The organism is Lysinibacillus sp. Y5S-8 (assembly GCF_036894365.1).
GTDB classification, from domain to species: domain Bacteria; phylum Bacillota; class Bacilli; order Bacillales_A; family Planococcaceae; genus Lysinibacillus; species Lysinibacillus fusiformis_D.
Window position 1 is genome coordinate 718,959 of record NZ_CP145889.1, and the last position, 14,620, is coordinate 733,578.

General features: G+C 39.1%; 12 protein-coding genes. 11 read left to right on the top strand and 1 reads right to left on the bottom strand.

What is annotated here, in order from left to right; all coding sequences use genetic code 11:
• Positions 1-23 precede the first annotated feature (23 nt).
• The 7 genes from V6670_RS03335 (at position 24) to prfB (ending at position 6,994) form a co-directional block, all read left to right on the top strand.
• Complete coding sequence (locus V6670_RS03335; protein ID WP_338652604.1) at positions 24-383, top strand: flagellar protein FliT; 360 nt, start codon at positions 24-26, stop codon at positions 381-383.
• A 209-nt stretch (positions 384-592) separates the two neighbouring features.
• A complete protein-coding gene (gene fliS / locus V6670_RS03340) occupies positions 593-1,003 on the top strand; it encodes a flagellar export chaperone FliS (RefSeq protein WP_338652606.1) in 411 nt (136 codons plus the stop codon).
• A 195-nt stretch (positions 1,004-1,198) separates the two neighbouring features.
• The gene (locus V6670_RS03345; protein WP_036121003.1) at positions 1,199-1,579 is read left to right on the top strand and encodes a PilZ domain-containing protein; all 381 of its coding nucleotides are present in this window, start codon (positions 1,199-1,201) and stop codon (positions 1,577-1,579) included.
• A 99-nt stretch (positions 1,580-1,678) separates the two neighbouring features.
• Positions 1,679-2,230 (top strand): ribosome-associated translation inhibitor RaiA, encoded by a 552-nt coding sequence (gene raiA, locus V6670_RS03350; RefSeq protein ID WP_036121000.1) that lies wholly within the window; start codon positions 1,679-1,681, stop codon positions 2,228-2,230.
• Between the two features lie 142 nt (positions 2,231-2,372).
• Positions 2,373-4,883, top strand: a complete 2,511-nt coding sequence (gene secA / locus V6670_RS03355) for a preprotein translocase subunit SecA (protein ID WP_338652610.1) — start codon at positions 2,373-2,375, stop codon at positions 4,881-4,883.
• A 342-nt stretch (positions 4,884-5,225) separates the two neighbouring features.
• Positions 5,226-5,768, top strand: coding sequence for a competence protein ComK (locus V6670_RS03360; RefSeq protein ID WP_036120994.1), 543 nt, complete (start codon positions 5,226-5,228; stop codon positions 5,766-5,768).
• A gap of 124 nt (positions 5,769-5,892) precedes the next feature.
• A protein-coding gene (gene prfB, locus V6670_RS03365; RefSeq protein ID WP_141904856.1) for a peptide chain release factor 2 occupies positions 5,893-6,994 on the top strand; the annotation gives its coding sequence in 2 pieces (ribosomal slippage) (positions 5,893-5,964 and positions 5,966-6,994; 1,101 coding nt in all).
• A gap of 41 nt (positions 6,995-7,035) precedes the next feature.
• Here prfB and V6670_RS03370 read toward each other — a convergent pair.
• Positions 7,036-7,545: a competence protein ComK gene (locus V6670_RS03370; protein WP_141904759.1), complete on the bottom strand. Its 510-nt coding sequence runs from the start codon at positions 7,543-7,545 to the stop codon at positions 7,036-7,038.
• A 225-nt stretch (positions 7,546-7,770) separates the two neighbouring features.
• Between V6670_RS03370 and V6670_RS03375 the strand changes: the two genes are divergently transcribed.
• From V6670_RS03375 to V6670_RS03390, 4 genes are all read left to right on the top strand, one after another.
• Positions 7,771-8,019 (top strand): IDEAL domain-containing protein, encoded by a 249-nt coding sequence (locus V6670_RS03375; RefSeq protein ID WP_036120988.1) that lies wholly within the window; start codon positions 7,771-7,773, stop codon positions 8,017-8,019.
• Between the two features lie 460 nt (positions 8,020-8,479).
• On the top strand, positions 8,480-10,459 hold the full coding sequence (gene uvrB, locus V6670_RS03380) for an excinuclease ABC subunit UvrB (RefSeq protein ID WP_338652613.1): 1,980 nt from the start codon (positions 8,480-8,482) through the stop codon (positions 10,457-10,459).
• 7 nt (positions 10,460-10,466) lie between these two features.
• Positions 10,467-13,334: an excinuclease ABC subunit UvrA gene (gene uvrA, locus V6670_RS03385; RefSeq protein WP_338652615.1), complete on the top strand. Its 2,868-nt coding sequence runs from the start codon at positions 10,467-10,469 to the stop codon at positions 13,332-13,334.
• An 88-nt stretch (positions 13,335-13,422) separates the two neighbouring features.
• Positions 13,423-14,613, top strand: coding sequence for a DUF4097 family beta strand repeat-containing protein (locus tag V6670_RS03390; protein ID WP_141904762.1), 1,191 nt, complete (start codon positions 13,423-13,425; stop codon positions 14,611-14,613).
• Positions 14,614-14,620 lie beyond the last annotated feature (7 nt).

The following is a 14,620-nucleotide window of genomic DNA, read 5'->3' on the forward strand; positions in this document are numbered from 1 at the left end:
AAAGAAGCAAGGTGGGGAATTTTATGCAATTAACAAATCAACTATTGCAGGCATCAGCGAATCTATATAAATTATTAGGTGGTATTCCAAAAGGCGAAGACCGCGATGAATATATCGACACAATAAACAACATGTTGGACAAGCGTGAAACGATTATTAAAGGCTTGAAACAAGAAGGTTTTCATTTCGATGAACAAAATCGTATTCATCGTACACTGTTGGATCTAGATAATGGTATTAAAGAACGATTAGCAGCTGTTATGGATGCAGTTAAGCAAGATATGGCAAACCTACAAAAAACGAAAAAAAGTGAACAGCAATATTACAATCCTTACTCGAATGTTCGTGTGATGGATGGCATGTATTATGACAAAAAGAATTAACATTTTATCTTCAGTCAGCGTGGTGGAAGTCGCCAACCGAATGGAAGATAAAGCTCCAGCGGACGTCAAGAATTTTAAAAGGATGAATTATGATCACACAATTCAAAATCCCGACACAATTACGTCGAGGCGTAATTGATCAAATAGCTTTTCTTCGTAAAATGGTTTAAACTAGTAAATAAGTAACCTTTCAAAGGAGTTGTCCTTTATTGGCAGCAAATTTAACAGCACAAAATGCGTACAAACAAAATAGTGTAACTACTGCATCTCCTGGCGAGCTGACATTAATGCTTTATAATGGATGTCTGAAATTCTTGAATAAGGCAAAACAGGCTATACAAGAGAAAAATGTCCAAGAAAAAAATACAAATCTTATAAAGGCACAGGCAATCATTGCCGAGCTGATGTCTACACTCAATATGGATATTGAGATTTCGAAGCAAATGCTACCTCTTTACGAGTATATGAATCGCCGTTTAGTCGAAGCGAACATTCAAAATGATGTAGCGATTATTGAAGAAGTAGAAGGATTGGTGACGGAATTCCGCGATACGTGGAAGGAAGTTATTCGCATTACTCGACAACAGCAATTTGGTCAGGGAAACAACGGACAAATTTAGACAAAATTAGAGACCATCATCAGAAGATGGTCTCTTTTCTATATGACAGGAATAATAACTAGAAATTAACACTAAATAGTCATAAATTAGGTTATTTGACGGTAAAATATGTTACTTATTCCCTCTAGCTGTAAGAAGGGCATCGTGTCATAATCAAAGCAATATAAATGTTTAACATAGTACTGGGGTGGGAATATGATCTTTAAGCGTCAAGAAGGTTTCCGATTTAAATTTGAGGAGCCTGTTCAAATAACTTTTGCTATTTATGAGAACGGAAGGGTCAATCATGGACAAACGGCTATGGCGGACTTGCTGGACATTAGTCCACGTGGGTTAAAGATGTTTACTGAAGTGGATTTAGGCGTGAATCCTCCACCATTGGATATCCATTTTGTGCTTGATACACAAGAGGTGCGGGCTTATGGTGAAGTTATTTGGAGCCGTCCGTTTGGTAGCGGCAAGCAATATGGCATTTATTTCAATGATCAGGCACGAGTAGAAGATTTGATTGTAGAAGAATTAAAGCTGCGACGTAAAAAGGAAGCGGCAGAAGCAAAAAAGCAAAGTAACCATTAATTTTATAAAAATTTTTTGTAAAAAAAAGAATTATTTTAGAGGAATTTCACACACTTGTGTAGAAATAGATAGTATAGCAGTTATAAAGGAGGAGTTTACATGTTAAACTTTAACATTCGTGGTGAAAATATTGAGGTAACTCCAGCTATTCGTGAGTATGTTGAGAATAAAATCGAAAAAGTTGAACGTTATTTTAACGAAGATGTTAACGCCAATGCTAACGTAAATTTAAAGGTTTATAATGACAAGCAAACAAAAGTGGAAGTCACAGTTCCGATGAAGAACTTAACTCTTCGTGCTGAAGAGCGTCATAATGACATGTATGCTGCGGTTGATCTAATCGTTGATAAATTAGAGCGTCAAATCCGTAAGCATAAAACAAAAGTAAACCGTAAATTCCGTGAGCGTGAAGGTGCAGGCCTTTATTTTGCTACTACACAAGCAGCCGCTGATGCTACTACAGAGGAAGAGGAATACTCAATTGTACGTACAAAGCAATTTGATTTAAAACCGATGGATCAAGAAGAGGCTGTTTTACAAATGAATATGTTAGGACATGATTTCTATGTCTTTACAGATGCTGAATCTAATGGCACAAATATTGTGTATAAACGTAAAGACGGTAAATATGGCTTAATCGAAACAACTTAAAACTTCATGATGACAAAGGCTCTCGCGATGGCGAGAGTCTTTTTTGTATGACTTTCTTCTGCAAGTAGGGTGACTGTTTGCATGAAACTGTTACACAATGGTAAAATGGAAGTTGAATCTATATAGGAAGTGAAAAACATTCATGGCAAACCTATTAAATAAATTATTTGATTTCAATAAACGTGAGTTAAAAAAATTAGAAAAAATCGCTGACCAAGTAGAGGGATTCGCTTCTCAAATGGAACAGCTTTCAGATGAACAATTACAAGCAAAAACAGAAGAGTTTAAAAAGCGTTATGCTGATGGTGAGCATTTAGAGTCGATTCGTGCAGAGGCTTTTGCTGTTTGTCGCGAAGCATCTAAACGTGTTTTAGAGATGTATCCTTTCCGTGTTCAAATCATGGGGGCTGCTTCACTGGATGAAGGTAACATTTCAGAGATGAAAACAGGTGAAGGTAAAACATTAACAGCTACTATGGCGGTTTATTTAAACGCGATTACTGGTAAAGGTGTACATGTTGTAACAGTCAATGAATATTTGGCTAGTCGTGATGCAGCTGAAATGGGACAGCTGTATAATTTCTTAGGTCTTACAGTAGGTTTAAATTTAAATAGCCTGTCAAAAGAAGAGAAGCGTGCGGCATATGAAGCGGATATTACTTATAGTACAAATAATGAATTAGGATTTGACTATTTACGTGACAATATGGTGCTTTATAAAGAAGAACGTGTTCAACGACCGCTTCACTATGCTGTAATCGATGAGGTGGACTCTATTTTAATTGATGAGGCTCGTACGCCATTAATTATTTCGGGTCAAGCTGGGAAATCAGCACAGTTGTACAAACAGTCTAATGCTTTTGTACGCATGTTAAGTGCAGATACAGATTACACATACGAAGAGTCGACAAAAGGTGTTACATTAACAGATGCAGGTGTAGAAAAGGCAGAAAAAGCATTTGGAATCGACAATTTGTTTGATTTAACACATGTACGCTTAAACCATGCCATAAACCAATCATTAAAGGCACATGTGAGTATGCATAATGATGTTGACTATGTTGTCCAAGAGGGCGAAATTGTAATTGTTGACGGCTTTACGGGTCGTTTAATGAAGGGACGTCGATATTCTGATGGACTTCACCAAGCAATTGAAGCCAAAGAGGGCGTTGACATTCAAAATGAATCAATGACAATGGCTACCATTACGTTCCAAAACTATTTCCGTATGTACCAAAAGCTTGCGGGTATGACAGGTACAGCGAAAACAGAGGAAGAAGAGTTCCGAAATATTTACAACATGAGCGTTATTGCGATTCCAACGAATAAACCAATAGCTCGTGATGACCGTCCAGATTTAATTTTTGCTTCGATGGAAGGAAAATATAAAGCGGTGGCGGCCGATATTGCTGAGCGTCATAAGGCAGGACAACCGGTGCTTGTTGGTACAGTTGCGATTGAAACATCTGAAATTATTTCGCAGTTACTTGATAAACATAAAATCCCTCATAATGTCTTGAATGCGAAAAATCATGAACGCGAGGCAGAAATTATTGCAAATGCCGGTACTAAGGGCGCAGTAACGATTGCGACAAACATGGCGGGTCGTGGTACAGATATTAAACCAGGTGAAGGTGTACTAGAAATTGGTGGTTTAGCGGTCATCGGGACAGAGCGACATGAATCCCGTCGTATCGATAACCAGCTTCGTGGACGTTCTGGTCGTCAAGGGAATCCAGGGGTTACGCAGTTCTATCTATCCCTAGAAGATGATTTAATGCGTCGTTTTGGCTCTGATAATATGAAATCGATGATGATGCGCTTAGGCATGGATGATTCTCAGCCATTGCAATCAAAAGTTGTGTCGAGAGCTGTAGAATCAGCACAGAAACGTGTCGAAGGTAATAACTTTGATGCACGTAAACGCTTATTACAATATGATGATGTGCTACGTCAGCAACGTGAGATTATTTATAAAGAGCGTTATGATGTATTGGAAACAGAGAATATGCGTGTACTCGTAGAGTCTATGATTCAAGAGACAATCGATAATGTTGTTGGTCTGTATACTCAGGGTGAGCAGAAAGATTGGAACTTAAAAGCAATTGAAGATTTTGTAGCGGCTAATCTGTTAGAAGAGGGTCAGCTTAAAGTAGCAGATTTCCAAGGCAAGTCTGCTGAAGACATTAATCAGTTGATTTCGGATGCTGTTCATGCTCGTTATGATGAAAAAGAGGCAGAACTGACACCAGAGCGTATGCGTGAGTTTGAAAAGGTAATTTTATTACGTTCTATTGATACGAAATGGATTGATCATATCGATGCGATGGACCAACTTCGTCAAGGTATCCATCTACGTGCATATGGACAAAATGATCCACTTCGAGAATATCAACAAGAAGGCTTTGTTATGTTTGAGGATATGGTTGCGTCTATTCGTGAGGATGTCGCGAAATATGCAATGAAGGCAGAAATTCGTAGTAATCTTGAGCGTGAAGAGGTGGCGAAGGGCCAAGCGGTTAATCCGAAGGAAGAAGGCGGCTCAGCTCCGAAAAAGCAACCTGTACGTAAGTCTGAAAACATTGGTCGTAATGATTTATGCCCATGTGGAAGCGGCAAGAAATTTAAAAACTGTCATGGTGCAGGTCAATAATATATTAGTGAAAAAAATCATTTTAACTACATGTTGAAATGGTTTTTTCTTTTGACATCATACTGTTTTAGGAAGAAATTTAGGAATAAAAGTCAGAATTTATAGACAATTGAAAAATATGGGTATACAATAGCTGTAATATTAGGATTTTAGTTCAGGGAAGCTCCTGTTATTATCCTAAATAAGAAGGTGCTATGAAGACTTAGACCTAGAAAGGGAAGGGGTGCTATGCATGATAATAAAGCAATTTTACGAGTCACAAACATCTGGAATGTACGAATATTGGTATATCCCTTTTTATTTTAATTGAAAAAACATAAAGTGTATAAAGGAGGACTATAGGTGCATAAAAAAGATATTATGAATAGTGAAACGATGATGTATATGCCTGTGTATGATTCCTTTGGAAATTTATGTACGCGGGTGATTGAGAAAAATAATGAATATCTATCGAAATTAGCACCAACGAAGTTAATGGACTATAACCTTCGTTATTTTGGTTCGAGTTTAAGAGGGGCATTTGATGGCTCGAAAATGATTTTAGGAAAGCTTAATAAAAATCCAATTGTAGTGGATGAACGATGTAATATTTTATGGTTTCCAAGTAAGTCTCCTCTACAGCCTGAATGTATCTGGTTCGCCGTTCATCATATTGATGAATATATCGCTGTGGATAAAAAGAGAGCAAAAATAACTTTTACGAATGGCAAGGAACTGGTAGTGGATGTCAGTGTTAAAGCGTTAGAATATCGTATTCAGAGAGCCTATTTATTAAAATATAGGTTAGAAAAACGAACAAAGCATTTGCTTGTTCAGTATGACCGTGTAAAGGTTTTTCAGCGTCTCGCTCTTAATATGCTAGAGGACGAGACACAGGATCATTGATTACTCCGAGAAAACAACTGCTAGATAGTATGTTTTCCTTTGTAAAAACGTTATAATGAAAAGATACGGAGCTTTGTGAGTGCAATGTTAGCTCCATTACTAACGTTCGGAGGATTTAACAATGATTGAATTAGCAGATGTACGCAATGTGTTAGACACTACAGCCAAAAAACTGGCGGACTTCAGGGGGTCTCTTTGACTTAGAAAACAAAGAGGCACGCATTCAGGAGCTAGATGAAATGATGCTAGAGCCTGGCTTTTGGGATGATCAGCAAGGGGCACAGGTGACCATCAATGAAGGCAATGGCTTAAAAGCAATCGTCAATGAATATAAAGATTTAGTGGAAACCCATGAAAATTTAGATATGACACTGGAGCTTTTACAGGAAGAGCCAGATGAAGAGTTACAGGAAGAACTAGGCAAAGAGCTAGCAGAATTCCAGCAAAAAATGGGAGATTTTGAGCTGCAATTGCTGTTAAGTGGTCCATATGATCAAAACAATGCCATTTTAGAGCTACACCCTGGTGCCGGTGGAACGGAATCTCAGGACTGGGGTTCTATGCTGTTACGTATGTATACAAGATGGGCGGAGAAACGTGGATTTAAAGTGGAGACTGTGGACTATCTTCCTGGTGATGAAGCAGGGATTAAATCGGTAACATTGTCGATTAAAGGTCACAATGCTTTCGGTTATTTACAGGCTGAAAAAGGCGTGCATCGTCTAGTGCGTATCTCACCATTCGATTCGTCAGGCCGTCGTCATACATCATTTGTTTCTTGTGATGTTATGCCAGAGTTCGACGAAAATATTGAAATCGAAATTCGCACAGAGGATTTAAAAATTGATACGTATCGTGCTACAGGTGCGGGTGGTCAGCATATTAATACGACAGATTCAGCAGTTCGTATTACACATATTCCGACTGGTACTGTTGTACAGTGTCAAGCAGAGCGTTCACAGATTAAAAACCGTGAAAAAGCGATGACGATGCTAAAAGGGAAATTATATCAATTAGAGTTAGATAAGCAGCAAGCGCAACTAGATGAAATACGTGGTGAGCAAAAGGAAATCGGCTGGGGCTCACAAATTCGTTCGTATGTATTCCACCCATACTCTATGGTGAAGGATCACCGTACGAATGAAGAAACAGGTAATGTTGGTGCAGTGATGGATGGCGATTTAGATCCGTTTATTAATGCCTATTTACGCTCGAAAATTGGCTAATACACAAATCCCCCAAGAGGTGTTCTTGGGGGATTTTCTAGTTAAAAGGGAGGATGATATGGCGCATCTTGGCTAAGCTGCTTGCGCTCGTTCATGTAATATTTATAGAGCATTGATGCATTCAAAAACTGTTTACTAATCGAGGCATATTGAATAGGTAGTTCAATTGCTTTACCGTTTTTTAATGTGACAACACACCCCGTCTGACTTGGGGTAATATTGATAATCGCGTGAAGTCCAATCCATATATTATGAATGGAGTTCGGGGAGTAGGTTGGTAGAAAAATACAGGGATAGCCGTAGTCAAAGGCCACGACGATTGGTAGCTTGTGTTGATTGCCAAAGAAACGTTTAGCCGATAGTTTTGCAGCTTCATAGGTTGAACCTAATGAGATACAAGATTTTCGAAGCACGTGCATCGGTTTACGCGTGACGATCAGCTCATTGTGCTTATCGATAACATGAGTGAAAACCTTGGAGTTGTGCTGAATAGGTTGAAGCAAGTAAGTGTTGAATGAAATTAAGTAGCTATTGACAAAATTGCTAGTCATATAGAGAAAGCCTCCTTTTCTGTTGATAACGGTAGTGTAGAACAAAATGAGAGTTTCAAAAAATAGACAAAGTAGCTGAAAACCCTTCAGAAAAGTATGAAATGCTTAGAGAATTCGCTGCAAATGTCACGAGATTAATAGCTAATCCAAGTTATTTTCGATTCGTAAGCATTGCAATTTAATTTCAATTTTCATATAATTTAGAAAAGGATCGAGGTGAGATCGTTGGATAAATATTATTCGTACACAGATTTTCTAAAAGCCGTGGGTCAGTCGAAAAAAGTTGATGAGGCAGAGAAATTATTAAACGAGATTTATTTAGATTTATTTTTAAATCGTATCCAGCGTATGCATCGTCAAGAGCAGCTCATGGTTCTGATAGACAGAGTACTCGATGAAAAAGATGAAAACGCATTTTACCAATACGCAGCCGAACTACATTCCTTGCAGCAAACAGAGGATGAATCATACTAACGAACCCGCTCTCCATGTCTATTGGAGAGCGGGATTTTTTTGATTGAAGGAGGGCTGCTCGTTCAAAAAGTGAGAGTCTTCGCTTATAAAAGAGGGAGAGTTGCTCAGAAAGTAAGAAATCCTGCTCAGGAGTAAATCCGCTCTCAAAGCAAGAGCCCTGGCTCATAAAAGAATGCAACCCACGCCAAAAATCTGTTACCCCGCTCACAAAAGCAGAAGCCCTTTACCGAAAATATTATGACTTCTACTCAAGAATCGAAATCTATTGAATAGATTAAGCTTGAAAACGTGTTGAAGCGGCTATTATGAGAGTAATAAGTATTCTTCGCTTCACGGTTATTCATTTAAATTTTAGGGATAAAAAAATTTTTTACAAACATTCGTTCGTTAAATGTTCGAAATTTTAATATTGCTATGCTAAAATATATGTACAAATTGGAAGGAAAGGACGGGGACATGTGTGCAAACATTTGATTTACAAGCGCCATATCAGCCTAACGGGGATCAGCCACAGGCAATTGCGGAATTAGTGGAGGGTGTAAAAGCGGGCAAGCGTCATCAAACATTACTTGGTGCTACGGGAACAGGTAAAACGTTTACCATTTCTAATGTCATCCAGCAAATTAAAAAACCAACACTCATTATGGCACATAATAAAACACTAGCTGGCCAGTTATATAGTGAGTTTAAAGAGTTCTTCCCGAATAACGCTGTTGAATATTTTGTCAGCTACTATGATTACTACCAACCAGAAGCCTATGTACCACAGACAGATACCTATATAGAAAAAGATTCCAGCATTAACGATGAAATTGATAAGCTGCGTCACTCTGCTACTTCTGCATTATTTGAGCGTGATGATGTCATCATTATTGCATCTGTGTCCTGTATTTATGGTTTAGGTTCTCCTGAAGAATATCGAGAAATGGTTGTATCGATTCGCACAGGTATGGAAATTGAACGTAATCAGCTACTGCGCAAACTTGTAGATGTTCAATACGAGCGTAATGATGTCAGTTTTACTCGGGGGACATTTCGGGTACGTGGAGATGTAGTGGAAATTTTCCCAGCCTCACGTGATGAGCATTGTATTCGGGTGGAGTTTTTCGGTGATGAAATCGATCGTATTCGAGAGGTGGATGCTTTAACGGGAGAAATTTTATCGGATCGAGAGCATGTTGCTATATTCCCGGCATCCCACTTCGTTACACGAGAAGAGAAAATGCGAAAAGCGATTGAAAACATTGAAAAAGAATTAGAGGAACGTCTTGAGTTGCTACGTGCAGAGGATAAATTACTAGAGGCACAGCGCCTAGAGCAACGGACACGTTATGATTTAGAAATGATGCGTGAAATGGGCTTTTGCTCAGGGATTGAAAACTATTCACGCCATTTAACATTGCGTGGAGCAGGTGCCACTCCATATACATTGCTAGATTACTTCCCAGATGACTTTTTGCTTGTAGTAGATGAAAGTCACGTAACACTTCCTCAGGTTCGTGGTATGTACAATGGTGACCAAGCTCGTAAAGGTGTACTCGTAGAACATGGTTTCCGTTTGCCATCAGCACTTGATAACCGTCCACTACGTTTTGAAGAATACGAAAACCGAGTGCATCAGGCCATTTATGTATCAGCCACACCAGGCCCTTATGAGCTGGAGCATACGCCGGAAATGGTTGAGCAAATTATTCGACCTACTGGATTATTGGATCCGTTAATTGAAGTGCGACCTATTGAAGGGCAAATCGATAATTTAATCGATGAAATTCAAGATCGAATTGCCCAAAATGAACGGGTTTTAGTGACAACATTAACGAAGAAAATGTCAGAAGATTTAACGGCCTACTTGAAAGAAATGGGCTTAAAGGTCGAGTACCTACATTCCGAAATTAAAACGCTAGAACGTATTGAGATTATTCGTGAGCTACGTAAAGGAACGTACGATGTACTCATCGGTATTAATCTCTTGCGTGAAGGGCTTGATATTCCTGAGGTGTCACTTGTAGCGATTCTTGATGCTGATAAAGAAGGATTTTTACGTTCAGAACGTTCATTAATTCAAACGATTGGTCGTGCTGCACGTAATGCAAATGGTCATGTCATTATGTATGCGGACCATGTAACAGATTCGATGAAAAAGGCAATTGATGAAACACAACGTCGTCGTGCATTGCAAATGGCTTACAACGAGGAGCATGGCATAACGCCTCAAACCATTATCAAGAAAATCCCAGATGTAATTCGTGCGACACAAGTGGCAGAAGAAGAAGAATCCTATGTGACAAAGGCTACGAAAGGCAAAAAGCTGACAAAGGCGGAAAGAGAACAGCTTTTGGCTTCCTTAGAGGTCGAAATGAAGGAAGCAGCAAAAGCGCTTGATTTTGAACGTGCGGCTGAGTTGCGAGATACAATATTTGAATTGAAGGTAGAAGGGTGAATGACTTGTGAAAAATACTGAAATTGTCGTGCAAGGTGCACGTGCTCATAATTTGAAAAATATCAATGTCACAATTCCACGTGACCAATTAGTCGTATTAACAGGTTTATCAGGCTCAGGAAAATCTTCTCTAGCATTTGACACAATTTATGCGGAGGGCCAACGTCGTTATGTTGAGTCCCTTTCTGCCTATGCCCGTCAATTTTTAGGACAAATGGATAAGCCAGATGTCGATGCAATAGAAGGATTATCGCCTGCTATTTCCATTGACCAAAAAACAACGAGTCGTAATCCACGTTCTACGGTTGGTACGGTAACGGAAATCTATGATTACTTACGATTACTTTATGCACGCATTGGTAAACCGATCTGTCCAAATCATGGTATAGAAATCACTTCCCAAACGATTGAGCAGATGGTAGACCGTTTATTATCATATCCAGAAAGAACAAAAATGCAGCTTCTTGCGCCGATGGTTTCTGGACGCAAGGGAACCCATGTTAAACTGCTAGAGGATTTAAAAAAGCAAGGGTTTGTTCGTGTGCGAATTGATGGGGAATTACGGGATTTAGATGATGCGATTGATCTTGATAAAAATAAAAAGCACTCGATTGAAGTAGTAGTGGACCGTGTTGTTATGAAGGAAGGTATTGCCTCACGTTTGAGTGATTCCTTAGAAACAGCTTTACGTTTGGCTGATGGTCGTGTACTTGTTGATGTGATGGAGTATGAAGAATTATTATTTAGTGAACATCATGCCTGCCCGATATGTGGTTTTTCTATAGGCGAGCTAGAGCCTCGTATGTTTTCATTTAATAGTCCGTTTGGTGCTTGTACAAGCTGCGATGGCTTAGGCTCAACACAGGAAGTGGATTTAGATTTAGTCGTTCCAGATTGGGATCGTTCCTTGTTAGAGCATGCTATTGCTCCATGGGAACCGACTAGTTCACAGTACTATCCACAATTATTAAAAGCGGTGTGTGATCATTATGATATCCCAATGGACGTGCCTGTGAAGGATTTACCAAAGGAAAAGATGGATAAGGTTTTATATGGCTCAGGAAAAGACAAAATTCACTTCCATTATGAAAATGAGTTTGGCAATGTGCGAGACCAAATGATTGAATTTGAAGGTGTTGTGCGCAATGTGGAACGCCGTTTTAAAGAAACAACATCCGATTATGTTCGTGAGCAAATGGAAAAATATATGGCACAGCAGCCATGTCCGTCCTGTAAAGGTTATCGTTTAAAGCCTGAGACGTTAGCTGTGAAAGTAGCAGATAAGCATATTGGTGAGGTCACACAATATTCGATTCAGGAAGCGGACACATTTTTCAAAGAGTTGGATTTAACTGAAAAGGATATGCAAATTGCTCGACTGGTTTTACGAGAAATTGAAGAACGATTGGGCTTCCTTGTCAATGTTGGTTTAGATTATTTGACATTGAGTCGTGCAGCAGGGACATTATCAGGCGGTGAGGCGCAACGTATTCGGCTCGCTACACAAATCGGCTCACGTTTAACAGGAGTTCTCTATATTTTAGATGAGCCTTCTATTGGTTTGCATCAACGTGATAATGATCGTTTAATTAGCACGCTGCAAAATATGCGTGATATCGGCAATACGTTAATTGTGGTAGAGCATGATGAAGATACGATGTTGGCAGCCGATTATCTTATTGATGTGGGACCTGGAGCAGGTGTTCATGGCGGTCAAATTGTGGCAGCAGGTACACCACAGGAAGTTATGAATAATGAAAACTCTCTAACAGGGCAATATTTAAGTGGTAAAAAATTCATTCCATTACCAGTGGAAAGACGTCAACCAAATGGTCGTAAGCTGTCCATTAAAGGTGCTAAGGAAAATAATTTACGTAACGTCAAAGTGGATGTGCCACTGGGTTTATTTGTAGCGGTGACAGGTGTGTCAGGCTCTGGGAAATCGACACTGATAAATGAAATTTTATATAAATCATTGGCACAGAAGCTGAATCGTTCAAAGGTTAAGCCTGGAGAACATAAAGAAGTGACGGGCCTAGATGAGCTTGAAAAAGTAATCGATATTGATCAATCACCAATTGGTCGTACGCCTCGTTCAAACCCAGCAACGTACACAGGTGTCTTTGATGATATTCGTGATGTTTTTGCGGCAACAAATGAAGCAAAGGTACGAGGCTATAAAAAAGGCCGCTTTAGCTTTAATGTTAAAGGTGGACGCTGTGAAGCATGTCGAGGAGATGGCATTATTAAAATTGAAATGCACTTCCTTCCAGATGTTTATGTTCCATGTGAGGTATGTCATGGCAAACGTTATAATCGTGAAACACTTGAAGTGAAGTATAAAGATAAGAGTATTGCAGATATACTTGATATGACGATTGAAAATGCAGTAGTGTTCTTTGAAAATATTCCTAAAATCCAGCGTAAACTACAAACGATTGTCGATGTGGGCTTGGGCTATATGAAATTGGGACAACCAGCTACAACTTTATCGGGTGGTGAGGCACAGCGCGTAAAGCTAGCCTCTGAGTTACACCGACGATCTACAGGGAAATCCTTCTATATTTTGGATGAGCCAACGACAGGTTTACATGCCGATGATATTGCTCGATTGCTCGTCGTGTTGCAGCGGCTTGTTGAAAATGGGGACTCTGTATTAGTCATTGAGCATAATTTAGACGTTATTAAAACCGCTGATTATATCATCGACTTAGGGCCAGAAGGTGGAGATAAAGGTGGCACTATCGTTGCAACAGGTACACCTGAAGAGGTAGTAAAAGTCGCTGGCTCTTACACAGGGAAATACTTAAAACCTATCCTGGAACGTGATCGTCTGCGAATGGATGCATTGCTAGTAGAAGCGTCTCAATCTTAAAAGACCCAATTTATTCAATTTTGCAGTGAAACTTTTCACATGATGAATCGTATAAATAGTATAACGAACTGAGGGAGGCTATTTATTTATGCAAAATGAACGTCAACGAATTTTAGAACTTGTAGAAAAAGGAACGATTTCGGCACAAGAGGCGATTACATTACTAGAAGCATTAGAGCAACCTGGCAAGTCTACTCAAAATGTTATGGATGATGTGTCAAAAGAGGCGCAATCCTTTTCAACTGAAAAAGAAGAGTCACTATTTGAAGAAAAATCAAAAGATGGTGACAAGAAAAAAGATGATTTTATGAAATATTTCCAAGATGAAATGCAAGATTTTCGTAAGGATTTAACGCAGATCGGTTCTCTTTTTATGGATATGATGAATACCGCTGTTAAAAAGGTAAAGGAATTTGATGTAGCATCTCCATTTGGAGATAAAATTGAATTTACACATACAGAAGAAGTGGCAGCTGCTAACGTAGACAATGTTATTGTTGAATTGCCAAATGGTAATTTCTCATTGGAAGCCAGTGAAGGAGATACGATTCAGGTAGTTTGTAAGGTGAAAGCACCGCTGATGAATGAGAGCGAGGAAGAAACACGCAATCACTTTTTAGAGCAATTTGTTGTAAAAGAGGATGAGCATTCACTTCGCATTTTAAGCCAATTAAAGCTTGTTCAAGTCAATGTAAAGGTGCAAGTACCTAAGGATAAACTTGAAAAATTATCTGTTCGTCTCATGAATGGTAGTGCGTCACTACAGGATATAGAATTTGAAGAATTAAAAGTTAAAACATTGAACGGAGCTATTAAAGGCACTAAGTTTAATTTTGGAAAAGCGGAAGTGGACTCTTCTAATGGTTCCATTGAATTAACGAATGTTCGTGGTAAGGATTTAGAGGCTGAAACATTGAATGGACGTGTTTATTTAGATGGTGCTTTGGATGAGGTAGAGGCGAAGTCTGTCAATGGACATGTAGTGGTAACAACTTGTTCTACAAATTCATCTAAAATAAAAGCTCAAACAGTTGCTGGAGCGGTGGAAATATATGTCCCACGTACCATTTCATTAAGTGGTAAAGTTGTGACGAATTTCGGGAAAGTGGATGTAGGCATTCAGGATGTTTCTAAAATGGAGTCACAGGATCAATTCCTATCCAAAGTAGTACGCTTTGATAAAGAAGTTGAAAGTGCAAATCGCTTATTTATCGAAGGCGAATCGAAAACTGGCGCCGTTTTAGTGCGCTACACAACAACGGACGAACAACAGATGTAACATGGGA